Genomic DNA, 25,750 nt, shown 5'->3' on the forward strand with positions numbered 1-25,750 from the left:
TAGTACGGGGCACTTTTATACAAAAAGCAAACATATAAATGAATCAATCATAAGCCCAAGCAATAGTTTACCCCGTGTTCAGGCCCCTGTCAAGGAAGTTATCGGTCTTAATTTGCCCATTGAACAGGATTGGAATGAATCTGCCTGAAAGCTCCAAATCAGAAGGGTGCAATAAAAAAGGTCACAAAAAAGGGGAGAACCTATCTCCCCTTCCCATTTGTTCCTAACGAAGCGAATCGTCGTCGTCATCCAACGAATCCTCGTCAGCTTCATCTTCCGTATCGTCCTCATCATTGAGATCTTCGTCATCTATGACTACGTCATCATCACTATCGTCATCTTCACCATCGAACAGCTCATCTTCGGCGTCCTCACTATCTGCATCGAAGTCGTCATCAGAGTTGTAGGTCTCTTCATCCTCATGATAGTCGTCTTCGTCTTCATCGTCTTCGTCGTTAATAATACGAGGACGCTTGCCGCCTGTCAGGGCATCTTCGGATTTATCAACCGGATACCAACGTTTCAAGCCCCACAGATTCGTACCGACACAGGCAAAACGCCCGTCAATGTTGATTTCAGTATATAGTTGAGCAATTACGTCATTAATTTCTTCTTCGGACAAGCCACGCAATTTGGCGACTTCATTCATCAGGTCACGGTAATAATATGGAGTATTGGCCGCTTTCAATACCATAAATGCCAAATCCACCATTGGAGTCTCGTGGACTTTCTCCTGGTCAATTTTTAAGTTGAGTGGGGTACTCACCTAGGGACACTTCCTCTCACACGTAATTCACAAGAACATGTTTCAGTGCACACACGATACATGCAATACTAACATATCCATTATCAAAACTAAGTAAAACCTATTTGGAAGCAAATTGCAAGTTAAACATGAGCAACATTATAATTTCCAGAAATATCTTTGCAAACAAGCCCGGTTAACGTAATAAAAAAGACGGGGTCAACCCCGTCTTCGACTGTACCCGCTTCGGGAGGCGCCCCCCCAAAGTTGTTGCACAAGAGCTTATGCCCTCCATGTATCGTATGTGTCCTCAATTACTTTGACACGACAAGCAGGCCTATTTCCATGAAAATGGGGCAGGTTTCCCATGCAGCCGCTTACGCTTGCTCATACAATACCTCAGCATGGCTCATCGGAGGGGGACCGTCTCAAATGGACTATCCGAGTTTTTTGCAGCGTCTGCATGAGGGTATTTCGGAGCCGTCCGGCAGTGGACGGCACAAACAGATTATTACGTTCGATAAGCCCCACCAATACTGGGAGTGCCTGTCCTATCTCAAGAAGATGAAACCCGAGCTTGCGGGATTGCGGCAAGTACAACCAGCCCGACTGATCCGCGCTCTAATTGCCCCGCTACCAGGGAGAGAAAGGCTGGGTAAATATCATAACGGCGTTACCGTTGAAGAAGATACGCGCATAAAGATTCACGGGGAGACAGCCCCTATACCGAGAGCAGAAAAAAAACTGGCCATGCCTTGGGGAGTCAAGCAGGTCCGTGCATACAAGGCTTGGCCTTCCTCGACAGGCAATCGAATCAGAATCGGCGTGATCGACACAGGAGCGGATTTCCAACATCCCGATCTCCGCCATTCGCTGGCCAGAGGTATAAATCTGCTCAACCGGACAATGCTGCCTTATGACGATAACGGTCATGGTACCCATATTGCCGGCACTATCGCGGCATCCAACTATGATGAAGGTATGGTCGGCGTAGCGCCAAGGGCATTAATTCATCCTGTAAAAGCATTTGACCATAACGGAGCCGCCTACGTCTCCGACATTATTCTTGGTATCGACTGGTGTGTGTTAAACCGTGTCGATATTATCAATATGAGCTTTGGTATGAAATCACGCAGCAAGGCACTGCTGGATATGGTGAATAAAGCATATCATAACGGCATCGTGGTCGTTGCTTCTTCAGGCAATGAGGGCAAGCGCCGCAGTATTGACTACCCGGCTCGCTATTCCCAGACCATCTCGGTCGGAGCTACTGACAAATACAGGCGTATCGCGCCTTTCAGCAATCGGGGGCAATTTGTGGACATATACGCCCCTGGCGAGAAAATCGTCTCCTCCTGGATACACGGCAGGCATCACGAAATGAACGGCACCTCTATGGCTACCTCCCATGTGACCGGGAGCATTGCACTCCTCCTTTCCCTGAGACCGGAACTGGGGCCTGCGGAAATCAAAGCACTGCTCAAGCGCACCGCCACTCCGCTGCGCCTTCGTAAAAGCACTGGGCGCAACTTGCTCTCCACCAAGCTCGGGGAAGTAGATGCCTTCCGATTAATACAGGAGGGCATGAAATCATAATGTACTAAACAATCGAACAATGTCATAATGAGCAGCCATTCGTGATAGGTTGGGCAACGTTTCCTGCTAAACGGTTAACGTGGCTCCCGGCTCTAGCGAGTGAATGGCTTTTAAAAGGTCTCTGTGACCAGCTCAGCCTTCTTCTATCAGCTCATTGCACACCAGATCAGTCTGCGGCTTGGTTGCATGTACGAACACAACTTGCTTGCTTGGCAATACTACCAGCATGCGCCTTACATCCGGCAACCCCTGATGCACCTTATATACCCTGTGCCATACGCTGCAAGCATCCTTTTGCCCGGCACGTTCCAGTAAATGCTGGCCAAATGAACCACTCGCGGCATGCCCGGTCAAAATAATACCATGGCTGTTAAGCTCATGCTAAAAAGGAACCGGACGCGCCACCCGCTGATAAGGGTGGTACGGACGGTTCCTTTTATAATTATAACGATAATTCCATTCGGGCCAGGTCTGCTTACATCCGTTCCGGAGCAGACACGCCGACCAGCTTCAATACGTTGGCAATCGTAGTGCGCACCGCGCCAAACAGCGCCAGACGAGCCTGTGTCTGAGCGGCATCCTCGGTGATGACACGCTCTGCCTTATAATAGCTGTGAAATAAAGAGGCCAGCTCGTAGACATAGCGAATCATACGGTGCGGTGCAAAGTTCGCAGCTGCTAAAGCCACTTCTTCCGGCAGCTCGCCGATTTTGCGCAGCAGGTCATATTCGTGCTCAGTCGTCAGCTTGGACAGGTCAACCTCCGCCAATGGCAGTACAGCAATACCCTGCTCCTCGGCTTGACGATATACGCTGCACGCACGTGCGTGCGCATATTGCACGTAGAATACCGGATTTTCATTGGAGGTTGAAATCGCCAGATCCATATCAAAATCCAGATGGGAATCCATGCTGCGCATCGTGAAGAAGTAACGAATCGCATCTACGCCCACTTCTTCCATCAAGTCTTCCATCGTCACGGCCTTGCCGGTACGCTTGGACATTTTCACCTTTTCCCCGTTCTGGAACAGGCTGACCATTTGGGCAATTAGCACTTTAAGTTTGTCCGGGTCATTCCCCAGCGCTTCCATAGCTGCCTTCATCCGTGGGATGTAGCCATGGTGATCGGCGCCCCAGATGTTAATGATCGTGTCATATCCACGAGCATATTTGTCGCGATGGTAAGCGATATCCGGAGTCAGGTATGTGTAAGTGCCATCATTTTTGATCAATACGCGGTCTTTATCGTCACCGTATTTGGTCGTGTTGAGCCATGTAGCTCCGTCCTTCTCGTAGATTTCATTACGGTCGCGAAGTTCGTTCAGCGCCTTGAGCACCTCGCCATTGTCGTACAGTGATGTTTCACTGAACCAGGAGTCAAACGGTACACGGAACCGCTCCAGGTCGCGCTTGATCTTGTTCAGTTCCTTTTCCAATCCATATTCACGGAAATAAGCAGCGCGATCCCCCGGTTCCATGGACAACAGCGCATCGCCCTTTTCGGCCACCAGCTCTTTGGCAAACCCGATGATATCTTCACCATGGTAACCGTCCTCCGGCATCTCGGCAGGCTGTCCCAGCTCCTGCAAGTAACGTGCTTCAATAGAACGGCTCATGTTGTAAATCTGGTTGCCCGCATCGTTAATATAGTATTCACGAGTGACCTGGTATCCGGCATAATCAAGCACGTTGCAAAGAGCATCCCCTACTGCTGCACCGCGCGCATGGCCCAGGTGGAGACTGCCTGTCGGATTCGCGCTGACAAATTCGATTTGGACTTTTTTACCGGCACCTGCCTGTACACGTCCGTAATCTGCTCCCTGCTCTTGTACTTGTTTAATAACGGTATACAGGTAGCTCTTGTCCAGACGGAAGTTAATAAAGCCTGGTCCGGCAATTTCCGCGCTCTTAATCGAAGCGGCAGCCAAATCCATATTTGCGATCAGCTCTTCAGCGATTTGACGCGGGTTCTTCTTGGCAATACGGGTAAGCTGCATCGCAGCATTGGTAGCCAAATCACCATGTGACTTGTCCTTTGGCACCTCCAGTGTAATAGCTGGCAGCTCTTCACGGCTCACGATTCCGGCAGCCAGGATCGCGGTCTCAATTGCCGAGGCCACCTTTTGATTAATAAGTTCCAATGGATTGATTGTCATGATTGTTGCTCCTCCTGTATATGCAAACTGATGGCAAAATGCCCCGAGAAATCCTCAAATACGTACAAATCATAGGCCCAGCTCACATGCCCGGAATATCCATCCATCTGGATATCCAGCTTCTGCGTATGCGCAGACATGTTAAGGTTCAAATAAGGCGATCGGTAAAATCCCGGCAATCTGCGGCCAAGCGCAAATGACTGTTCGGACTGCACCTCGCCATGACGAATTAGCTTAAGCTCATCCGGTCCGATTTTGACCGTATTCCGTGTCGTCCCCCCCTGAGGGCCTTCCAGCGGTTCATCGTACCTTATATATAGATGCTTCCCACGCACGATGGCTTCTCCGGGAAGCTCCTGAACCACATCTTCTCCGTCATGGCGACTGTGAAGACGAATTTGGACCTTTGCAATGTGTGGCATATGTTCAAACTCCATTCTATCGCTATCCTACTGTACTACTATATCCAGTTCCTGATTGCAATTCAAATGAGATTTTACAAAATGAATAATTATCAATTAACTATAAACTTAAATGGTCTTCCGGTCGGGGTTCCAATTGTGTTCTTCTGTCATCACTGCAACCATCGGCTCGGAGGCTGCATACCTGCAACCCAAACCGGTCGTGTTGAACGGTGTTCTGACAATACCTATCTCTATAATTCCTTTGTTCAACAGGTCGAGAATCATGAACGTATTTCCCTCATGAATTTCAAATTTTACCCCCGCATAGTTTCTATGAAATTCGGAAAGCCTGTCCTTCATCAGGGCTGCACTGGAGGAGGAGACGGTTTTTGCAGCCACTGTAATTTGTCAGTCTCTGCAATCGCCAGAAAATATTTGAGATGTCTCAATTCCATCGTGGACCTCCGGGTCTGATATATGTAAAACCTATATCTACAATATATATTAAATATTTTTCATATGGATGGGGATGTGACATAATCATATTCAGTTATCGTATTTGATTCGACGGGCATTATATTTCATTCAGGTTAGGTGATGGTTTATTTGCTGAAATTCGCTGTTTTTTTGAAGCCTTATAAAAAGGAAAGCATCCTTGGCCCGCTGTTTAAGTTGATCGAGGCCATTCTGGAATTATTGCTGCCTACCATGGTCGCGCTCATGATCAATCATGGGGTCGGCAAAGGAGATACCCATTATGTGTGGCAGATGGGTCTTTTGATGTTGCTTATGACCGTATTGGGCTTTAGCAGCTCTTTGGTGTGTCAGCTTTATGCGGCCCGGGCCTCCCAAGGGTTCGGTACTACGCTGCGCAATACGATATACAAGCACATTTTATCGTTTTCATACGCGGACCTGGATAAGTTCGGTACTCCCTCGCTTATTAACCGGATCACCAACGATGTTAATCAACTCCAGATGGCAGTGGCGATGCTCATTCGTCTAGTCATTCGCGCTCCTTTTATTTGTATCGGAGCTATTATGATGTCGATGATTCTGGACGCGCGTCTGGCTTTGGTATTGCTGGCCGCTACGCCGATCCTGGCTGTAATTTTGTATCTGGTCATTACGAAGGCTTCGCCGCTTTATCGCTTATACCAGAAGAAGCTGGATCACATCGCCTTGGTGCTAAGTGAAAATCTGACCGGAGTACGGGTCATACGAGCTTTTGCCAAAAGAGGCACCGAACGGGTAAAGTTCAACACAGCCTCCGACGATTTGACCCAGACCGCCATACGTGTCGGTCGTATTTCCGCTTTGCTTAGTCCGGCCACCCTGCTGGTGGTCAACGGAGCTATTATTGCCATCCTGTGGATCGGGGGCATCCATATTCAATACGGATCGCTCACACAGGGAGAAATCATCGCTTTTATTAATTATATCACGCAGATTTTGCTGGCTCTGATTGTGGTGACCAATCTGATTATTTTGTTCACCAAGGCTTCTACTTCAGCAGCACGGATTCAGGAGGTGCTGGATACGCAGGCTTCGATCTCCGATACTGCTGCGTCTGAAAATCAGCCGGGTTCTCCCCCTGCTCCATACGGAGATGTAGTAGACACAGGGTCGATGCAGCCCGATAGTGTCGATGGTATCCAGGCTTCGCTGTCCCAAACAGATCGTATGTCCCGGCAAAACACGGTCCCAGCTATCGCTTTTGATCATGTTTCCTTTGGATACAATACAACAGGACAATTGGCGCTTAGCGACATAGACGTAGACATTTATCCGGGTGAAACGGTCGGCATCATTGGAGGAACAGGCTCGGGAAAATCGACATTTGTGAATCTCATTCCCCGGTTCTATGATGCGGTGAAAGGCAGTATACGGATCGATGGAATCGATGTCCGGGATTACAATCTTACAGAGCTGCGGCAAAAGATCGGTATCGTCCCGCAGAAGGCGCTGCTGTTCACCGGCACCATCGCAGATAATATCCGCTGGGGCAAGAAACACGCTACCGATGAGGAAGTGGCCCGGGCAGCCGCCATCGCTCAAGCGGAAGAATTTATTGGCAACCTGGCCGGGAAATACGATGCCCCGATTACCCGAGGAGGGCTTAATCTGTCGGGAGGCCAAAAGCAGCGGCTCACCATTGCCAGAGCTATTGTAAGCAATCCGGAAATCCTCATCTTAGATGATTCCTCAAGCGCACTTGATTTTGCAACCGATGCTGCCCTGCGCAAATCGCTACGGGACAACAGCACCCATACGACGGTCCTGCTGGTCTCACAACGGGTAAGCACCGTACAGCATGCCGATAAAATTATCGTATTTGATGAAGGAAGGATTGCCGGGATCGGTACACACGACCAGTTAATGACCCGTTCGGAAGTATATCAGGAAATTAATCGTTCCCAGATCTCAACGCAGGAGGTAGATCAATGAGCGGCAAGGAAACCTGGAAAAGACTATTAACCTACGTGGGTCAATATAAGAATACTACCATTGGGATTGTCGTCTGTGCGATTCTCAGCGTGCTTGCCAGTCTGGTCGGGCCTTATATGATTGGTCTGGCCATCGACCATATGGTGGGTCTGGACGCAGTAGATTTTAGAGGTGTGGCGCAAATTTTGGCCGGACTGGGCATCGTATATGTCGTAGGCAGCCTGTTTAGCTGGGTGCTCACGTATTTAACAAACCGGGTTGCTTTCCAGACTGTAAATGATATGCGGCGGGAGTTATTTGACCATTTTAATATTCTTCCGTTAAGCTTCCATGACAATCACCCTCAAGGAGACAGCATCAGCCGGTTCGTGAACGATATGGATGCCGTGTCAGACGGGTTGTTGCAAGGTTTTTCTACTCTGATTACCGGGATGGTTACGATCATCGGCTCTATTGTACTCATGCTATATATCAGTCCAATCATGACGTTGGTCGTACTCGTATCAGCCCCGATCACATACGGCGTGGCCAGATTTATTTCTACACGATCTCAGCGGATGTTCCACGAACAGGCCAAAATTTTAGGAAGCCTGAACGGTTATGTGGAGGAGATGATCGGCGGACAGCGGGTGGTAACCGCCTTTCATTACGAAAACCGCTCGTTCGAGGAATTTTGTGACAAAAACGAGCAGCTGTATCAAGCCGGGGTAAAATCACAGTTCTATGGATCATTGTCGAACCCCTCCACCCGATTGGTAAACAACATGACTTTTTCGGTCACCGCAATGGTGGGATGTATATCCATCATTTTGGGTGTAATCTCTGTAGGCGGATTATCGAGCTTTCTGATTTATACCAATTTGTTCGCGAAGCCTTTTAACGAAATTACGGGTGTGCTTACCCAGTTCCAGGCGGCTACAGCCTCCGCTCAGCGTATATTTGCCATTCTGGATTCGCCGCCGGAGAAGCCGGAACAACCAAACGCATTGCGAGTGGAGCGGAGCAAAGGCACGATTCTTTTTGAACATGTCAAGTTCTCCTATACCCCGGAACGCACTCTTATTACCGACTTTAGCCTGGAGGTTAGGCCGGGGACCCGGGTCGCCATTGTCGGCCAGACCGGGGCAGGCAAAACGACACTCGTCAACCTGCTCATGCGGTTTTATGATGTGGACAGCGGCTCCATATCTATCGATGGGGTGAATATCAACGACATGTCCCGGGACAGCTTGCGAAAGAACTTTGGCATGGTGCTTCAGGATACATGGCTGTTCAGCGGCACCATTCGGGACAATATCGCTTACGGGAAGCCTAAAGCCACCGAGGAAGAAGTCATCGCAGCAGCGAAAGCTGCCAATGCACATGGCTTCATTACACGTCTACCCCATGGCTACGATACCGTTATCAACGGCTCCGGCGATACCCTGTCCCAAGGGCAAAAGCAGCTGCTCACCATTGCGCGCGTGATCCTGGTTGATCCGCCTATGCTCATTCTGGATGAAGCAACCAGCAGCATAGACACTCTGACAGAGGCGCGCATCCAAAAGGCGTTTATGAAAATGGTCGCTGGCCGAACCAGCTTTGTAATTGCCCACAGGCTATCAACCATTCGTGAAGCGGACCTGATCCTCTACATGAAAAACGGCGATGTCGTCGAAAGCGGAACCCATGAGGAGCTGCTTGCAAGCGGTGGCTATTATGCCTCTCTTTATAATAGTCAGTTCGCTACGGCCTAGCAGGCTGACGGGATATGGTCCAGTCTCCTGATCAATTCCACTATGTCTGATAATAGCTGAACAACGGAAAAAGGAGTCGTAATAAGCCGGCTCCTTTTTCTAATTCTGGGTAGTTTACTATCAGTTGTTTTATTTCTCTTTGAAAAATGGCCCCTCATATTGTATAATAAAAAACGAACATATGTTTTCCTTTTGTCTGATCCTTGAGATCTTGTGTATATCCGGCACCTGGACATCAGTTTAAATTGGCGGACTGGGTTGAGGCTGGGCACCACCGGCAACGTCATTCCGATAATGCTTCTGTGCAACCGGGGAGAATTATAATTATGTAGTTATCCCATGAATGTTGCCACGCCTACCAAATACGGTACATTTTAAATACCTATCTTCGTAGCTGTCGGATGATCAACGGACTCACTTTCCCGGAAATCACGTCGATACCACCAGCCGATCAAAACGGCAATGGTTGTCATAACCGCAGCCAGTAAATACACCTGCACCATGCCAAACCGGTCTGCGTACCAGCCCAGGAATAATAAGGACAGCCCAAAAGCAAGATTGGTAAGAACATCGATCCCTGCCATCACCTTGGGAAGCTGGTCTGCCGGCGCGCTTGTCTGTAGCAGGGTGCGGCGAATAATGCCAGCCATTTGAACAGGCAAGCCTGATACAGCAAAAAGAACAAGCGCAGCAACAGGGATTGTATTTAAGGCAAATACAATGGTAATCAGAACATACACTAGCAACGCTCCAAGCATATACAAAAAGCTGTTCTTTTGTAACCGCTTAACCAAACCAACAACGATCAATCCACCCAAAATGCTGCCAGAGAAAAAAGAGGCATTCATAAATCCCCACCAGCTCGCATCCCGATGCAGCACTTGGGTGACGTAAGCCAAGATAAATACGCCCAGCCAAGAGGTTCCCCCAATGGTATCCACGCTATCCACGATCATCAGAGATCGAATACGACGGTTATGCCAAATAATCTGCCAGCCTTCCCCAAGCTCTTTCCAATGGGATCGTTTTTCTTCGTTTGCGGCTTCTTCCGGATCTGACGAGGATTGTGAAGACTCGGAGCTTATTTGTTTTGCATCCAGCGGATCACGAATGAAGGTTGTAACCGTTACCGCAATGAGATAGCAGCACGATGCGATCAACAGCGTATTCAGGGAGCCCAGCCAAGCGACAATAAGTCCGCTTAACGCCCAGCCTGCGCATTTGACCACTTGATCACTGACCGCTACCATCCCGTTCGCCTGCATTAGTCCTTCACCAGTAGCCAAACGAGGTACAAGCGCATTACGTGAAGGATTCGTCCAGCCATCGAGAAAAGACATGCCGAACACCATCACAAAAATAAACAGAAAGGACCTTTGCTCAGGTACAGTCCACAAATAAAGCAGCAATAGCGTAAAGATGACAAACTGTCCGAATTGGGAAAATAGCAGAATGCGCGTCAATCGAAATCGGCCAAGAACGATCGGTGCAACAAGCCCGCTAAGCACTTGGGCAGACAATCGAAAGAGCGGAATCAAAATGGTCGTCATCAGTGAGTTGCTTGAACTGAACACCAACACCACTACACTCAACATGTAGATGATATCTGCTACGTTGGAAATCGTCTGCGATCCCCACAGGTAATAAAAAGAGCGTTTGATCAAAAATTTTTCCTCCTCTTTGGTATATTTCCAAGTTATGTATCCCTATAACCAAACCTCCTCTGCTGATATTACAATTCTGTCAAATGTCTGGTTTTTTGTATATTCTACACACACCCTTAATTTTCCTCCTTTTATCTTAAAAGGAAATTGGCTGTCCAATATAATTTTGCGATTAATTTCAATGTTGTTCACAACAAAAAGCGCCTACAACACTCTTTTCCACCTTAAAACAGGCAATATAGAGCGCTTCGGCGCATTTAATCGATTATTTGCATTTATTTCATGCTATAGCACAGCTATATTTGAATGTATATTTAGCTCATCATGGTCTTTACTTCGTTAAATCCTCCACAAACTTAGGCAAAACAAACGCCGCCTTGTGCAGACGCGGGCTGTAATATCGAGTATCCATTTCTGGAAATTGCGTTTCGTCTACTTCCAGCGGATCATACTTCTTGCTGCCCAGCGTGAACGTCCAGAGTCCACTCGGATAAGTCGGAATATTCGCCCCGTACACACGTACAATGGGGAAAATCTCCTTCACATCCTGATTGACCTTCTGGATCAAATCAGCCTTGAACCAAGGGTTGTCCGTCTGCGCAACAAAAATACCATCTTCCTTCAGCGCTTCAAAAATGCCTTGGTAGAACCCGCGCTCGAATAGTGGCGCTGCCGGACCGACCGGCTCTGTCGAATCCACCATGATCACATCGTATTCATTTTTATGTTCAATAATATGCATATAGCCGTCATTAACCAGCACTTCTACGTTAGGTTCGTCCAGCTTCCCGGCGATTTCAGGCAAAAATGTTTTAGAGTATTCAATGACCTTGCCGTCAATCTCAACCAACACTGCCTTTTCTACCTCAGGGTGCTTAATCACCTCGCGAATGACGCCACCATCACCGCCGCCCACAACCAAAACTTTTTTCGGATTCGGGTGGGTATTCAAAGCAGGGTGTGCTACCATTTCGTGATAAACGAATTCATCCTTCACGGTTGTCATTACCATGCCATCCAGTACGAGCATATTGCCGAATTCCTCTGTCTCGATCATCGCCAGATCCTGAAACTCCGTTTTTTCAGAGACATACGTTTGTTTGATTTTCACCGTAATGCCGAAAGAGGGAGTTTGCTTCTCTGTAAACCACAAGTCCATCATTTCAACCTTCTTCCTGATCAAAGTATGTGTCCGGCAACCCTTGTATCGCCAGGCCGCACTCTTGTAATTCAGTTGCGACAGCACAAATATTGGCTTTTCTTTTATGTGCAACATGCAAACGCCGAGTCTGCTATATTTATTGTACCTAATTAAAGCAGATACATATGCACATCTGATGAATAGACACTTTTGGATTGACCATACTGAGAACATCAACCATGGAAGGAGGTGGCAGGATGGCCAATACAACCGGACGATTTCCCGCACGCAAGCCGCTCTGGCTTCGCTGGTTCCAGGGACTGCTGTCGCTCACCATCCTGATGGCCATCGCCGCCTGCATTCTGATCGCCTATTTATATACGACCAGTCTTCCTCTCGCGGATACGGACCGGAACTCACGTCTGCTCGATAGCCAGGGTCAAGTCATTGCCACCTTCTCTGCCGGAGGCAAAGAGTCCATTCCTGTCCGACTTGATCAGATTTCACCCGATCTGATTGCAGCTACACTGGCTGTTGAGGACCGGAAGTTCTACGATCATTTTGGCTTTGATTTCAAGGGTCTGGGCAGGGCTGTGCTTGTCAATCTGACTCATTGGGATATGGCACAAGGAGCCAGCACACTGACTCAGCAGCTCGCGCGTAACCTATACCTGTCTCATGAGAAAACGTGGACACGCAAAGCCAAGGAGGCTATCTATACCGCACAGCTTGAAATGAAATACACCAAAGACGAGCTGCTGCAAATGTATTTGAACGAAATTTATTACGGTCACGGTGCTTACGGCATTGAAGCGGCTGCGCAGATGTATTTTGGCAAATCGGCAAAAGATCTGGATTTGGCTGAGAGCGCCCTGCTGGCGGGTATTCCGAAGGGACCGACTTATTATTCGCCGTATAATCATATGAAAAATGCAAAGGATCGGCAAAAAATTGTGCTGGATTCCATGGCACTCATCGGCAAAATTACGCCGTCCCAGGCTACCAAGGCCTATGAGGAAATGCTCGCCCTGCGCCCCGAGAGCCAGCGCCAGACACTTGAAGCTGCTCCCTGGTTCCGTGACTATGTCCGTCAGCTCGCCACGAATCAACTGGGGATTAGCGAAAGCGTGCTGGAGCATGGCGGTCTGAGCATTTATACCACGCTGAACATACACATGCAGCAAGCAGCCGAGGCGGCTGTAAGTGAGGGGATGAAGAGCAGCGACGGACTGGAAACGGCGTTAATCTCCATCGACCCGCGCAACGGGCATGTCAAGGCCATGGTCGGCGGGACCAATTATGTCGGCAACCAGTATAACCATGCGCTAGCCACGACCCGGCAGCCAGGCTCCTCCTTTAAGCCGATTATGTATCTGAGCGCACTCGATTCGGGTGAGCTGACGAGTACGTCCAAGTTCGAGAGCCGACCGACGTTGTTTCACTACGACAACAACCGCAAAACCTATAAACCCAAAAATTTTGGAGATAAATATTTGGGCGAAATTGATCTGCGGCGTGCGATTGCAGCGTCCGATAATATTTATGCCGTGAGCACCATTTTGAAGGTGGGAACGGATAAAGTCATGGACCTCGCCCGCAAAATGGGCATTACGAGCGAGCTGAAGCCTGTGCCTTCTCTCGCGCTGGGTGTATCGCCCGTCAGCCCGTTCGAGATGGCCTCGGCCTTCTCGGTGATCGGCAACGGCGGGAAAAGGGTCGCTCCAGTGGCGGTGCTGCGCATCACCGATGTGGCCGGGCGTACGCTCTACGAAGCGCCGCAGTCCGCCCCTGAGCAGGTAGTGAAGCCCGCCTCCGCCTACGTCCTTACACGCCTGATGGAAGGCGTGTTCGAGGAAGGCGGAACCGGCAACCGGGTCGCAAAGCTGATCAAGCGCCCGGTTGCCGGGAAGAGCGGCACGACCAACACCGATGCCTGGATGGTCGGCTTCACGCCGGAGCTGTCCACCGCCGTCTGGGTCGGCTATGACAAAGGCAAGGCCATCAGCACGCAGGATGCCCGGCGGGCGGCACCGATTTTCGCGCAATATACGGAAAAAGCACTCGAGAATGTGCCGCCCAAAATCTTTCCCATTCCTGACGGCGTAGTCAGCGCCTATATCGATCCGGCCAGTGGCAAGCTGGCCGCACCGGACAGCCCGGATAAGCGGCTGGAGGTATTCGTCAGCGGGACGGAGCCGAAGGAGACCCTGTCAGGACAGAACACCCCACCGGCAGCGACACAGACTAATCAGGCCGAGCAGCAGGCCGAAAAGAAATCATGGTGGAGCAATTTCAAGCGATGGTGGATGGAGTAGCACCCAAAAAAAGACTGGAGGAACGCTATGAGCGTTTCCCTCAGTCTTTTTGCTTTATTTTATTTCTCATATGTCCTATATATCGGTTGCCACTTCCCCGCAATTCCCCGGTTCAGTACGATGTTCTCCAAAGGAATGCTTACCAGAAACAGCTAAATGACACGATCCGGTTGGTGTCTATACCAAAAAATGTCCAGAAGAAACCATTCCATCGGAATCCCGATACGGATGTTCTGCCTATAAAGACAGGATACATCCAGAAACGTTCGCCATTCCTCAGCCATATAAACGTATAGCGGAACAAGCAACCGGACATGGCCGCGGGATCAATCGCGAAGGCTGTGGCCAGTGGCTGCGGTGGGATAAATTGCGGCGGCGGAGCAGTCGGGGCCTGAGCTTGAAACCCAGGTCCCGGAGAACCAATCGGTCCTGACGGCGGCGAGAACGGACCCGGACCTGGCGGTGGGCCAATCGGTGACGGGAATAAGCCTTGTGTACCAGGAAATTGTGGAAGCGAAGGACCTGACGGCATGGATGAACCCGGAGTGCCTGGTTGTACAGGCACCTGTGGCATTAAAGACATGTGTTTCACTCCTTGTGTTCTAGGCTGATGTATCCTATGCGGGACATTAGCCCGTGGACTGGGCGAATCCCCATATCCGCCACCACATTCTGCGATTTCAGCTGATTACATTTAAAGCTTAATAAAGATAAAAATTTGAAAATTCATTAAATAAATTCTGATTTATCGCTTTTTCCAACTCGCCGCCTGTTCCTCGCGATGCGATCCGCATGGTAGATGTACCAGTCGCAGCACTCTTTCATGGCTGAATATTTTCATTTCAAAAGTGAGAGAATGTTTAGCATCTACCATCTAACCCAAGGAGTGAACCTTATGGAAAATGCTAAACCGAAAATGACAACATTTTTTATGTTCCCTGGCCAAGCAGAAGAAGCCATCCGATTTTATACTTCCGTATTTAAGCCGTCTGACATCATTAGCATGCTTCATCAGGAAAATGGAACCGTGTTACATTCTGTATTTATCCTCAAGGGACAAACCTTTATGGCTATTGACTACAATCATCAGAACAAGCACCCTTTTACCCCGGCTCTGTCATTATTCGTCACCTGTGATTCAGAAGAAGAAATTCACCGTGTGTTTGATCAGCTATCGCAGGGAGGCCAAATTCTAATGCCTCTTGAGCCCTCACCCGTAAGCCGGCAATTTGGATGGGTTGAAGACAAATACGGCGTTTCATGGCAATTGAATCTGGCAAAAGCATAACCCGATCTAGACCAAAAGCAGCTAATCATTTTGATTAGCTGCTTTTGTGACTTATTCAACTATTGTTTCCCTTACGTCTCCCCCATCAGTTTAAAACCTTAATGGGGTTCGAAAGTTCATTTCATTTTACTTACTTTTTTAACTTCTTTTTTCCATTACAGCAAAGTAATTTTCTTCATTATCTGCGAAGTTAAAAACTCTTCCGGAGGGAAGTTCTACAATTTCTCCAACTGTGATATTTTTGTTTGTCAAATCACGATGTAATTGATCGAGATTTTCCGTGAAATACATTATAGATGGTGTTCCCAGATTCAATTCAGGATTCATTTTGGCAACAAACTCTTTATTATGAAGAACGATGCTAGTTGCTGCACCCTTAGGAGCAACTTCTATCCACCTCATCTGTCCATTGTTTTTTTCAGAAATGACCTCAAACCCTAGTTTCTTTGTCCAAAAATCTCTGGATTCGTCTTGGTTACTCACATACAGCATAACTTGACCAATAATATTAATCATCAATTTATACACTCCTCATATGGAATAATTCGGTTCAGCTAGAGCACTCAGCATCGTTATGTCCATTTCGGATTTTTTCATGACATGTTACTCACCTCTATATCTAATAGCTTCTTGTTTAATCATCTCCTTTATTCAGGATAACTTTTGTCCTGTTGATTAAAGAATACCCCATCGGGAGTATTCCTATAAAGGAATATTAAAAATGCACTTCCCTTAAAAATTTTAAGGACGTTGTATCCGGCTCAAAACAAGCAATCATCGATTTTATCTATCTCTTTTTTCTTCAAATTACTATAATCTTTATATTTGTTAATAAATTCTATAATGAATTCATTTGTCCTTCCATGCAAAATCCAATGCCTATTAATTCCTGGCTGACATGAAATAAGGCTCAAACCCAATAACAGTGGTTGACGTTGGGAAAAGAAGAGTGGAAGGACGTAGGGATTGTAGAAAAACAAAGTGCAAAACTATTTAATGTTTATATATTTACAAAATATGGTTCATATGCTATATTTACTATGAAATCGCCTCCATGAGTTGATAGGTTGTGCGATTATTTATCATCTTTTACATAGAAAGGAAAGATGAAAGTGAAAAATTTGCTCAAAACTGCAAGTGCAATTATGCTGGCATTTACTCTGCTGCTTGGATTGATACCAGTGCCCGTTCATGCAGACACCACGCTTTTCACGATTGAAGGCGAAGACGCCCAGCTCACCTCCGATCTTCAAGTGGCGACTAAAATTTACGGACAACCCAAGCCCGGATTCTCCGGAAGTGGATTTGTCTGGATGCAGAATTCCGGCACAATAACCTTTACAGTGACTGTCCCGGAAACCGGCATGTATGCGATCTCCACTCGGTATATGCAGGAGCTGAGCCCTGACGGCAGGCTTCAATATTTAACTGTTAACGGCGATGCCAAAGGTTCGTATATGCTGCCTTACACGACCACGTGGTCGAATTTCGATTTTGGCTTTCATAAGCTGAAACAAGGAAGCAACACCATCCAACTGAAGGCCGGTTGGGGATTCGCTTATTTTGACACCTTCACTGTGGATTATGCTGATCTTGATCCCTTGGATGTGCAGCCTGTCCTCACCGATTCTAAAGCCACACCGGAAACTCAACGTTTGATGAATTATTTAACGGAGGTTTACGGCAACCATATGATCTCCGGTCAGCAGGAGATTTACGGAGGCGGCAATAACGGCAATACTGAATTGGAGTTTGATTGGATTCACAATCTAACCGGAAAGTATCCGGCAATCCGCGGCTTTGATTTGATGAACTATAATCCGCTGTACGGTTGGGAGGACGGCACAACCGATCGGATGATCGATTGGGTAAATAAACGGGGCGGGATCGCGACAGCTTCCTGGCATATCAATGTGCCCCGAAATTTCACCGCCTATCAGCTCGGGGAGTCTGTGGATTGGAAGAACGCCACCTACAAGCCGACGGAAACCAATTTTAATACAGCCAATGCGGTGGTTCCCGGTACTAAAGAATATCAATACGTGCAGATGACCATTAAGGATTTGGCGAAACAGCTGCAGATTCTGCAAGATAACCATGTGCCGGTTATTTTTCGTCCTTATCATGAGGCGGAAGGCAACGGCGGGTTGAAAGGGGAAGGCGCGTGGTTCTGGTGGGCTTCGGCAGGCGCGGATGTATACAAACAGCTGTGGGATCATCTCTATACCGAACTTACGGAGACGTACGGCTTGCACAACTTGATCTGGACCTACAACAGCTATGTATACAGCACTTCTCCCGGATGGTATCCTGGCAACGATAAGGTGGATATTGTCGGCTATGATAAATACAATACGGTCTACAACCGCTATGACGGTTTGTCCGGCGTACCCAATGAGGATGCCATTACCTCGATTTTCTATCAACTTGTTGATTTAACCAACGGCAAGAAAATGGTGGCCATGACGGAGAACGACACCGTCCCAAGCGTACAGAACCTGACAGAGGAAAAATCGGGATGGCTCTACTTTTTACCCTGGTATGGCGAGCATCTCATGAGTTCCGCCTTTAATTATCCAGACACCCTGACAACGCTTTATCAAAGTGATTATGTAATCACGTTGGATGAGCTGCCCGATTTAAAGGTTGACGATAAAACCCCAAGAGCATCCATCACACCTACAAACGTCGAATTCGACAAATATTCGCCCAATCAAAGCGACAAAGCCATAACCGTGAATTTTAACGACAATACGTTAACCGCTCTCCGAGCTGGTGCCAATGCATTGACCGTGACTAAGGATTATACCTTGAGCGGAAATACGCTGCTGCTGAAAAAAGAATTCCTGGCTGGGCTGCCGGTTGGCGAGCATTCGATCGTCTTTGATTTTAATCAAGGACAAGATTCCGTATTAAAAGTCAAAATTGTCGATTCAACACCGGGCGCTGCGATTACGCCTGTGAATGTGACATATGATAAAGCAAAGAATCTAGGGCAGGATATTCCTGTATCCCTTACTTTAAATGGAAACCAGCTTGCAAGCATAAAAAGTGGGAATTATACCCTTAAATCGGGACAGGATTATACGGAATCAAGTGCTGCTGTCATTCTGAGCAAATCCTATCTTGCCACACTGCCACTGGGCCAGAATGCGATAACCTTTCATTTCAGTGGAGGAAAAGACGCTGTCCTTACAGTAAATGTAGTGGACAGCAGTGTTCCTGTACCGGCGGGAGACTTGACGATCCAAGCCTTCAATGGCAACACGAGTGCCTCCACCAATGGAATTTCACCCAGATTCAAAGTAATCAACACCGGTGATTCGGCGATAAAGTTAAGTGATGTGAAACTCCGGTATTACTATACGATTGACGGGGAAAAGGCACAGAACTTCTGGTGCGACTGGTCCAGTATCGGGAGTGCGAATGTAACCGGTAAATTCGTTAAACTGGCGACTCGGGTTGCCGGAGCCGATTATTATCTGGAAATTGGCTTTACGAGTTCGGCTGGAACGCTTAATCCCGGCCAGAGTGCAGAAGTCCAAGCTCGGTTCTCCAAAACCGACTGGTCCAATTACAACCAGGCTGACGATTACTCATTCAAGGCATCCAGCAGTCAGTTCGCAGACAACGAACTGGTTACCGGGTATATGAACGGTAAGCTTATATGGGGGATTGAGCTGTAAGGAGGCAAGAAATACGGGTTGGATCGGGGATTATCCCCTGCTCCAACCCTTTTTGTTGTGTTAGGCAAGGCAAGAGCGCTATCGCCAATTAGCAAATTCCCCATATTTTTAAGCGCTAGCTCATATATATTTACTTGAAATAAAGGCTATAGATATAATAAAGGCAATCCCCTATCTTTCTAAATGCTAATATTACATTCGATAGGTGCTAGTAAAAGGATGTGTGATCATTGTCTAGTGAGTTAATGAATCAGAGCCATATTCAAAAAAAGTTTAGTGCAGATTGTGACCAATGTTTTGGGTTATGCTGTGTAGCTTTGCCTTATGCCAAATCTGCTGATTTTGCCTTTAATAAGGATGGAGGAACTCCTTGTCAAAACCTGAATGCGGGTTATCGTTGTAATATTCATACGAATCTAAGAAATAGCGGCTTGCGAGGCTGTACCGTATATGATTGCTTTGGGGCAGGTCAAAAGATATCTCAAGTTACGTACAGCGGAAAAAGCTGGCGAGACAGCCCGGCAATCGCTGAAGAAATGTTTAATCTACTTCCCGTCATGCAGCAGCTACACGAAATGCTTTTTTACTTAAATGAAGCCCTTAGCCTGGCAGAGGCTCGCCCCATCTATGCAGACTTGCAAAAAGCGATAGCAAAAACCGAGCAGCTTACGGATCAAGACCCAGAATCCCTTTTAAATCTTCATGTACCAGCCCATAGGGCGCTAATCAATGATTTACTGCTACAAACAAGTGAATTAGTGCGGGCAAAGGTAAAGAAAAACATGGAGCACAGTAAGTATAATAAAAAGCTGAAACAAAGAGACCTGATGGGCGCGAATTTAAGAGGGGCTAATCTGAGAGGGGCCAATTTGAGGGGAGTGCTGCTTATTGCTGCTGATCTCCGAGAAGCTGATATGAGAATGACCGACCTGATCGGCGCAGATTTTAGAGATGCGGATTTAAGCGGGGCCAATCTCGAAGGCAGTATCTTTCTTACGCAAGCGCAATTGAATTCGGCAAAAGGTAATCGCAAAACCATATTACCTCCTTCTCTAAGCATCCCTGATCATTGGCTGCATTAGATTTCATTTGGTAGCAATCGTTGGCTATTAAAGTATAGGAATCGATTTTGTGACCCCTAAATAAAGACTTAATCAAGTAATTATCACCTTAAAGACGTCTGTCTTGTGGTATACTTTGCTAGTACAACATACGGCTAAAAGGGCGATCGGCTAGTCTCCCCGAAGGGAGGTGATGCCTGTGGAGGTTAAAGACGCGGTTTCCTTGATGATCATGTTTGGCATGTCCATTCTGGCATTACTTACCTCATGAAAAAGAAATAGACCGCCCCCACCAAGGTATCGGTCTATTGTTGAACGCTACTGCCGACTGCTCTTTAAGCAGTGGTTGTACACTGGAGTCGTGTTGACGCACGGCCCCCTTACTATTTTTATCTCAGTATAGCTCATTTTATAACGTAAATACAGTTCTTTTCTTCATAAATTCAACTGACTGTTCCGTCGTTTTACTTGTCAGATACATATTCTATTCATACCGAAAGCTTGAAATCGGCGGATAGCTGAAATATGTGAATCCTATCTTCTGATTCAGATGTTCATTCCAGTCCTTTGACTGGTAAATGAATTATCTAAAAAAAGACTAACCGGAAATTCCAGTTAGTCTTTCAAATGGACTCTTAATACAGGTGTATCTGGAGAAGCAGATGAACCTTCCAATATTTCCACATGGCTGATCATCTCTTGCCCGTCCGGAACAATGACTGGAGTAATTACCGGCAATCCATCCCGTTGAATCGCATCCAGATCAAATTCCATCAACAACTGGCCTGCTTTAATGCTATCTCCTGTCTGGACATGAGGATTAAAGCCCTGTCCTTTGAGAGAGACTGTATTAATCCCTACATGTATCAAAATCTGTACCCCGGATTCATGTTCAATGATCAGAGCGTGTTTGCTTTTCTCCATGACATGAGCGACTTTACCTGCAAAAGGAGCTATAACCTTGCCTTCGGCCGGATAAATGGCGATGCCTTCCCCCATAGCCTTCGTAGAGAAAGCAGGGTCTGGAACCTCTTCAAGGGAAACCACGCGTCCTTTAACTGGCGCTGCCATGTCGAATTCTTCAATACGAGAAGCTGTCTTCTTTTTCAACCATTTAAACATAACGATGCCACCTTTCTTAACAGATTGCATTCAAAAACAATGAATAGAACTTAACTACACTCTTTTGGGAACCGGTTCCACAGGAGAAATAAATAAAAATCGGATTTTGTAACCGATTTTTATTTGAATTATAGTAAGTGCCTTTCCTGAATGTCAAGGCTTTATCTGTTCATATATTTTTGACAAAAAATAACCTACTAAGATCACGTTTATCTCAGTCAGGTTGTTTTAAGTATATGCACTCGTTACTCTTCTCGTCAAAAATAGACGCAATTTCCCTAATGATCATGTTTGGCATGTTCATTCTGGCATTGCTTAAGAAATAGACCGCCCTCCCCAAGGTAACGGTCTATCGTTGGAACCTACTGCCGACTGCTCTTTAAGCAGCTGTTGTATACTGGAGTCGTGTTAGCGCACGGCTCCTTTTACTATTCTTATCTCAGTATAGCTCATTTTATAACGTAAATACAGTTTTTCTCTTCAAGAATTTAACGGGTTTCCTCGTTGTTTTACTTGTTTGGTACATATTCTATGAGGTCTGAAAGCTTAGAATTGAAAGCATCACAAAGCTTTAATAAGGTTTCCAATTACCACTTTTTTTATTATAATCTCAAGTAACTTCTTATTAGCAATATCCATCGTATTAAAAAAAGCAGCCAATAGAGCGGCTACTTTCTTAAAATATTATTACTATGTTTATCCACTTTATCCTTCCAGCGCCTGCTTCAATTCCTCTGGCGAAGCGTCCCACCATTCCTGATTATGCGAAATCAGCAGGCTTTTGAGCGCTGCTTTTTCCTCACTCCCAAGATCATCCAGCATGAACCGTCGCTTGAGCGCGTAGTCCATACGATTGACGTGATCGGCGAGAATCTTCCAGCCGCGTTTGGCTTCGTCATCAATCAGCATCTCGCAGGCTGTCGCGCCGCCGTACATACGTCCTTCAGGCGTGCGGTCCACGGCTACCCATACCAGCCATACCTGGCGTCCGTTCGGTACGTCCTCTTTATTCGTAGAGAACTTGATTCCACGTTCCACTTTGCTTTTGGCATGCATGGCACCCATATCAATTTTTGCCTCTCCCCGGTCAATGATAACAGGGGACATGCTGTTCAGATCAATTGAGCCTGCACCGAAGCCCTTATGTTTACTCTTGCCACTGACAATGTTCAGTGCAATCTGTTTTTTGCCGTCCGGCTGATTTTCACTCATGCGTTACTAGGCCTCCATTTTCCGTCTTCACACACTATTTTACACTACAAATATTTTAACTAATAATCTTCCGAAAGCAAACATATACATGCTGTAGATGCTTGTCAACGGGAGGTATCCATTGTATGACCCCAGCACGCACCAAAATCATTTTATTGTCTACACTAGCCCTCGGTCTTCTCGCAGGGACGTTATGGTTGGCTTGGCAGCCGCAATCACAATTCGATCCGCAATTCACAGGCAAACCATCATACGGCTCCCCATCTGAGTCTGCGCTTGCGCCAAATATGGGCAAGCCTCCAGGGGCAAACATCTCGGCTGAGCTGCCCAGGAATCCTTCACAGTCCGCTAGTGAAATCCTCAGCAAACGAGTGGTGGAGTATCACATTGATGTATCCCTCGAAGAAGGGCGCATTTTACGAGGCACAGAGATGCTGACCTGGAAGCATCCGGGCAAGAAAACTGTGAACGATCTGTATCTTCATCTATACCCGAACGCCTTTTCTTCCATGGAAACCACCTTTATGAAGGAATCCGGAGGCAAGCTGCGCGGGGACACCATGCCCAAGAACGGCTTCGGCTCCATGACGCTGACCGAGCTGAAAACGGAGGATGGCTTATCCCTTATGCACCGTACGCAGTATGTACAGCCGGATGACGGCAACGCAGACGACCGCTCGCTTATGAAGGTACGTCTACCCAAGCCGGTACGGGGTGGCGAAGAAGTTACACTATATATGAAGTTCGAAGTGAAGCTGCCTGCCATCTTCGCACGGATGGGGGTAACAGATGATTTTGTAATGGCAGGGCAGTGGTTTCCCAAACTCAGCGTTTATGAAACCGCAGGACAGCGCGGACGAGCCGAGGAAGGCTGGAATCTCCACCAATATCACGGCAACTCCGAGTTTTATGCTGATTTCGGAATTTACAGCATACGGATTCGAGTGCCTGAAACGTACATCGTAGCCGCGACCGGCTTTCCAACACGTGGAGCAGTCCGACAGAACGGACAGAAAATATATCAATTTTATGCCGATGATGTGCACGATTTTGCCTGGGCCGCCTCACCCAACTTTGCAACGGTAGAAGAGCCCTTTTCTACTGATGAAGTGCCTGGTGTCAAAATCAAGCTGTACCTTGATCCGTCGCACAAGGAGCTAAAGGGTCGCTATATAAGCGCAGCGAAGGCCGCCCTTTCATACTACAGCAAATGGTACGGGCCTTACCCATATTCCACCCTGTCCATTGTGGTTCCCCCCAAAACGGGCCGTGGCGCCGGCGGTATGGAATACCCGACACTGATCACGGCCGCCGCCGCAGATGACCTGAATCCCGGTTATAACCTGGAGAGGACAGTGGTTCACGAAATTGCGCATCAATATTTCTACGGGATGGTAGCCAATAATGAGTTTGAGGAACCGTGGCTGGATGAAGGCTTCACCTCTTATGCAGAAGAACGACTCATGGAGCAGGAATACGGGATCAACCCTAACCTGCCGCTACAGGCGGGCCAGATAGCATCTCCACAACCGCTAAACCGCGAGTCATGGAAGTATGGCTCCTCAGTTGAATATGGGCAAAATGCCTACTCCCGGGGCAAGCTGGTGCTACGGGGGATTGAACGCCAGGTAGGCATGAAAAAAATGGATCGCATTATGCGCACCTACGTTCAGACGTATCGTTTCAAACATCCGTCCTCACAGGATTTTCAACGTATTGTTGAGAGAGTCACCGGACGCTCCTGGAGCCACTATTTTGAGCAATATGTATATGACGGCCAGATGGCGGATTTTTCGGTAGATCGCATCACAAGCCATAAGCTGAAGAATGGATACGAAGCGGTCGTGACACTGAGCAAAAAAGGCGCGGATTATCCCAAAATTCCCGTTCAATTTACCTTCAAGGATGGCACTACGATATTCAAGGCTTGGAATGGCACAGAGAAAAGCACGACGTATCGGATCAAAAGCAGCTCTCCTGTTTCATACGTGACCCTTGATCCACTGTATACCATTGCGCTGGAGAATAAGCATATCAATAATAACCTGAAGGCTGAACTAAGCGAAAAGCAGCAAACCCGTTGGAGCATAAGTGTAACCAAGCTGTTGGAGACACTGCTTGGTAGTCTGTCATGGTGAGGTGTCTATAAATGCGGACGGTTATAAAAGAAGGCTGGGCGCTTGTGCGCATACAATTTTATATTGTCATTATTTTATTTCTGTATCGGCTGCTGTGGGGAGTATTTCTCTATCGGCTGGTACAATCCGCCGTTACCCCTCTGCTGCTGCGCTATCCCGATCAGGGGCACAATGAGCTGGGCCAGACTCTGTTCTGGCTGGAAAGCCAGATAGCCCTAATGGACAACCGGGAAGTGCATATATACTTGTGGCTGCTGCTGGGGGCGACGGTGCTGCGTATATTGATCACTCCCTTTATTAGAGCGGGAATATATCAAAGTCTGCACACCCATACGACTGAGCCGCAAAGTCTGTCCTTTTTCCGCGGGATGAAACGTCACGGCTTGTCGTCGATGCTCTATTATATCGTCGAGTTGGGGCTGCTGCTGCTTCCTGCTATCTGGGTGATACCGAGGCTCTACCCTATTGCAGCAGGAGCGCTGCAATCCCCCTCTTATCTGCTGCATATACTGCCCTATGCTGTCGGATGGATCGCATACGGCTGGTTCATCCGGCAGTGCATCCTGTACATGCAATTGGGCACCGTCGGTGGTCATACCATACTGTCATCTCTGCTTGCCTTCTTTCGCCAGATTCTTCCATCCGTTGGCATCTCGCTTTCGCTCGGCGCTTGTGTGCTGCTGGTCTTCGGCCTATTTGGCACTGTGGCGATGATTTGGACGGGGATGCTGGCACTTATTCTCCAGCAATCGTATCATTTTGTTACCAGTCTGGTCAGGCTGTGGCATATCAGCTCACAGTATCAGCTATGGCATTCCGACATCTCCAGAGGCTGAGCTCACCCTGTATGCGTCTCCTCTCTTTTTGAGCTGTCGAAGAACCCCTGTGCATTCCCTCAAAAACGTCATTTAACCAAGTACTATTAACATAATCTGCCCCTGAGATGTCAGAGGCAGATTTTTTTTGTAACTTTTTGCGATGAAACATTTGCCAAAGCCAGCCGACTTTGTTACAATAATCGCAGTGAACTGATAGTAAC

22 protein-coding genes and 1 pseudogene are annotated in these 25,750 nt (G+C 47.5%); 11 read left to right on the plus strand and 12 right to left on the minus strand.

Features of this window, described 5'->3' with window-relative positions:
• Positions 1-223 precede the first annotated feature (223 nt).
• Positions 224-766 carry a DNA-directed RNA polymerase subunit delta gene (gene rpoE, locus JO375_RS00115; RefSeq protein ID WP_229522576.1) on the minus strand — a complete coding sequence of 181 codons (543 nt, stop codon included), beginning with the start codon at positions 764-766 and terminating at the stop codon, positions 224-226.
• A gap of 411 nt (positions 767-1,177) precedes the next feature.
• Here rpoE and JO375_RS00120 point away from each other — a divergent pair, with 411 nt between their 5' ends.
• Entirely contained in the window at positions 1,178-2,341 is a 1,164-nt protein-coding gene (locus JO375_RS00120; protein WP_229522577.1) for a S8 family peptidase, read from the plus strand.
• Positions 2,342-2,473: 132 nt separating this feature from the next.
• On the opposite strand, the gene JO375_RS00125 is transcribed toward JO375_RS00120, so the two are convergent.
• The 4 genes and pseudogenes from JO375_RS00125 to JO375_RS00140 form a co-directional block, all read right to left on the minus strand.
• Entirely contained in the window at positions 2,474-2,695 is a 222-nt protein-coding gene (locus JO375_RS00125) for a hypothetical protein (protein WP_229522578.1), read from the minus strand.
• Between the two features lie 121 nt (positions 2,696-2,816).
• Positions 2,817-4,496: an arginine--tRNA ligase gene (argS, locus tag JO375_RS00130; RefSeq protein WP_229522579.1), complete on the minus strand. Its 1,680-nt coding sequence runs from the start codon at positions 4,494-4,496 to the stop codon at positions 2,817-2,819.
• On the minus strand, positions 4,493-4,933 hold the full coding sequence (locus tag JO375_RS00135; protein WP_229522580.1) for a DUF1934 domain-containing protein: 441 nt from the start codon (positions 4,931-4,933) through the stop codon (positions 4,493-4,495). The genes argS and JO375_RS00135 overlap by 4 nt, the downstream gene beginning before the upstream one ends.
• Positions 4,934-5,029: 96 nt before the next feature.
• Positions 5,030-5,302 (minus strand): annotated as a pseudogene (locus tag JO375_RS00140) (LysR family transcriptional regulator substrate-binding protein); the annotation flags it as partial.
• 204 nt (positions 5,303-5,506) lie between these two features.
• On the opposite strand from JO375_RS00140, the gene JO375_RS00145 reads away from it, so the two are divergent.
• The gene (locus JO375_RS00145; RefSeq protein WP_229522582.1) at positions 5,507-7,348 is read left to right on the plus strand and encodes an ABC transporter ATP-binding protein; all 1,842 of its coding nucleotides are present in this window, start codon (positions 5,507-5,509) and stop codon (positions 7,346-7,348) included.
• A complete protein-coding gene (locus JO375_RS00150) occupies positions 7,345-9,084 on the plus strand; it encodes an ABC transporter ATP-binding protein (RefSeq protein ID WP_229522583.1) in 1,740 nt (579 codons plus the stop codon). Before JO375_RS00145 ends, JO375_RS00150 begins: the two co-directional genes overlap by 4 nt.
• Before the next feature lie 374 nt (positions 9,085-9,458).
• On the opposite strand, the gene JO375_RS00155 is transcribed toward JO375_RS00150, so the two are convergent.
• Both JO375_RS00155 and speE read right to left on the minus strand, forming a co-directional pair.
• A complete protein-coding gene (locus JO375_RS00155) occupies positions 9,459-10,748 on the minus strand; it encodes an MFS transporter (protein ID WP_229522584.1) in 1,290 nt (429 codons plus the stop codon).
• A gap of 331 nt (positions 10,749-11,079) precedes the next feature.
• Positions 11,080-11,907, minus strand: a complete 828-nt coding sequence (gene speE, locus JO375_RS00160) for a polyamine aminopropyltransferase (RefSeq protein WP_229522610.1) — start codon at positions 11,905-11,907, stop codon at positions 11,080-11,082.
• Between the two features lie 239 nt (positions 11,908-12,146).
• On the opposite strand from speE, the gene JO375_RS00165 reads away from it, so the two are divergent.
• Positions 12,147-14,204 (plus strand): transglycosylase domain-containing protein, encoded by a 2,058-nt coding sequence (locus JO375_RS00165; RefSeq protein WP_229522585.1) that lies wholly within the window; start codon positions 12,147-12,149, stop codon positions 14,202-14,204.
• Between the two features lie 139 nt (positions 14,205-14,343).
• Here JO375_RS00165 and JO375_RS00170 read toward each other — a convergent pair whose 3' ends face one another.
• Entirely contained in the window at positions 14,344-14,787 is a 444-nt protein-coding gene (locus tag JO375_RS00170) for a transporter (protein WP_229522586.1), read from the minus strand.
• A gap of 312 nt (positions 14,788-15,099) precedes the next feature.
• Here JO375_RS00170 and JO375_RS00175 point away from each other — a divergent pair, with 312 nt between their 5' ends.
• Positions 15,100-15,492 carry a VOC family protein gene (locus JO375_RS00175; protein ID WP_229522587.1) on the plus strand — a complete coding sequence of 131 codons (393 nt, stop codon included), beginning with the start codon at positions 15,100-15,102 and terminating at the stop codon, positions 15,490-15,492.
• 138 nt (positions 15,493-15,630) lie between these two features.
• Here the strand turns inward: JO375_RS00175 and JO375_RS00180 are convergent, their stop codons facing one another.
• On the minus strand, positions 15,631-16,008 hold the full coding sequence (locus JO375_RS00180) for a VOC family protein (RefSeq protein ID WP_229522588.1): 378 nt from the start codon (positions 16,006-16,008) through the stop codon (positions 15,631-15,633).
• 596 nt (positions 16,009-16,604) lie between these two features.
• Between JO375_RS00180 and JO375_RS00185 the strand changes: the two genes are divergently transcribed.
• From JO375_RS00185 to JO375_RS24445, 3 genes are all read left to right on the plus strand, one after another.
• Positions 16,605-19,178: a glycosyl hydrolase gene (locus tag JO375_RS00185; protein ID WP_229522589.1), complete on the plus strand. Its 2,574-nt coding sequence runs from the start codon at positions 16,605-16,607 to the stop codon at positions 19,176-19,178.
• Between the two features lie 230 nt (positions 19,179-19,408).
• Positions 19,409-20,260 (plus strand): pentapeptide repeat-containing protein, encoded by an 852-nt coding sequence (locus JO375_RS00190; protein WP_377529373.1) that lies wholly within the window; start codon positions 19,409-19,411, stop codon positions 20,258-20,260.
• 172 nt (positions 20,261-20,432) lie between these two features.
• Positions 20,433-20,510 (plus strand): putative holin-like toxin, encoded by a 78-nt coding sequence (locus JO375_RS24445; RefSeq protein ID WP_267497624.1) that lies wholly within the window; start codon positions 20,433-20,435, stop codon positions 20,508-20,510.
• Positions 20,511-20,854: 344 nt separating this feature from the next.
• Here JO375_RS24445 and JO375_RS00200 read toward each other — a convergent pair whose 3' ends face one another.
• The gene (locus tag JO375_RS00200; protein ID WP_229522590.1) at positions 20,855-21,361 is read right to left on the minus strand and encodes a PTS sugar transporter subunit IIA; all 507 of its coding nucleotides are present in this window, start codon (positions 21,359-21,361) and stop codon (positions 20,855-20,857) included.
• A gap of 236 nt (positions 21,362-21,597) precedes the next feature.
• Between JO375_RS00200 and JO375_RS24890 the strand changes: the two genes are divergently transcribed.
• On the plus strand, positions 21,598-21,687 hold the full coding sequence (locus JO375_RS24890) for a putative holin-like toxin (protein WP_377529376.1): 90 nt from the start codon (positions 21,598-21,600) through the stop codon (positions 21,685-21,687).
• 183 nt (positions 21,688-21,870) lie between these two features.
• On the opposite strand, the gene JO375_RS24895 is transcribed toward JO375_RS24890, so the two are convergent.
• Positions 21,871-21,948, minus strand: a complete 78-nt coding sequence (locus tag JO375_RS24895; protein WP_377532002.1) for a helix-turn-helix domain-containing protein — start codon at positions 21,946-21,948, stop codon at positions 21,871-21,873.
• Positions 21,949-22,066: 118 nt separating this feature from the next.
• Complete coding sequence (locus tag JO375_RS00205; RefSeq protein ID WP_229522591.1) at positions 22,067-22,573, minus strand: YwhD family protein; 507 nt, start codon at positions 22,571-22,573, stop codon at positions 22,067-22,069.
• Positions 22,574-22,698: 125 nt separating this feature from the next.
• On the opposite strand from JO375_RS00205, the gene JO375_RS00210 reads away from it, so the two are divergent.
• Positions 22,699-24,711, plus strand: a complete 2,013-nt coding sequence (locus JO375_RS00210) for a M1 family metallopeptidase (protein WP_229522592.1) — start codon at positions 22,699-22,701, stop codon at positions 24,709-24,711.
• Positions 24,712-24,722: 11 nt separating this feature from the next.
• Positions 24,723-25,547, plus strand: coding sequence for a hypothetical protein (locus JO375_RS00215; RefSeq protein WP_229522593.1), 825 nt, complete (start codon positions 24,723-24,725; stop codon positions 25,545-25,547).
• Positions 25,548-25,750: the final 203 nt, after the last annotated feature.

The sequence above is a fragment of the Paenibacillus farraposensis genome (assembly GCF_020736845.1).
Taxonomy (GTDB): Bacteria; Bacillota; Bacilli; order Paenibacillales; family Paenibacillaceae; genus Paenibacillus; species Paenibacillus farraposensis.